This is a genomic window from Streptomyces sp. AC550_RSS872 (assembly GCF_019049285.1).
Classification (GTDB): domain Bacteria; phylum Actinomycetota; class Actinomycetes; order Streptomycetales; family Streptomycetaceae; genus Streptomyces.
Window position 1 is genome coordinate 1 of the sequence record NZ_JAGMUL010000166.1, and the last position, 247, is coordinate 247.

1 pseudogene is annotated in these 247 nt (G+C 69.2%); it reads right to left on the minus strand.

What is annotated here, in order from left to right:
- Positions 1-225 (minus strand): annotated as a pseudogene (locus tag KUM44_RS38250) (hypothetical protein); the annotation flags it as partial.
- Positions 226-247 lie beyond the last annotated feature (22 nt).

Genomic DNA, 247 nt, shown 5'->3' on the forward strand with positions numbered 1-247 from the left:
GTCTCCATCCGTCCGGATGGTCAGCAGTTCGCCGCAGTCGTGGGTGTAGAGCCAGGCTGTGGCCTTCTCGTAGAAGAGGCGGACCGCCAGCGGCATCACCAGGTCGCGTATCCGCCGGGTGAGCGGGCCTGCCGTCTTGGCGTCGCGGTTGTCCGAGGCGGCCTTGACCATCTTGGCGATACGGGCCGAGCGGGCGGCTTCGTACGCCGAGAGGGCGGCCGCCACCAAGGGCTCCGCGGCCAATGAC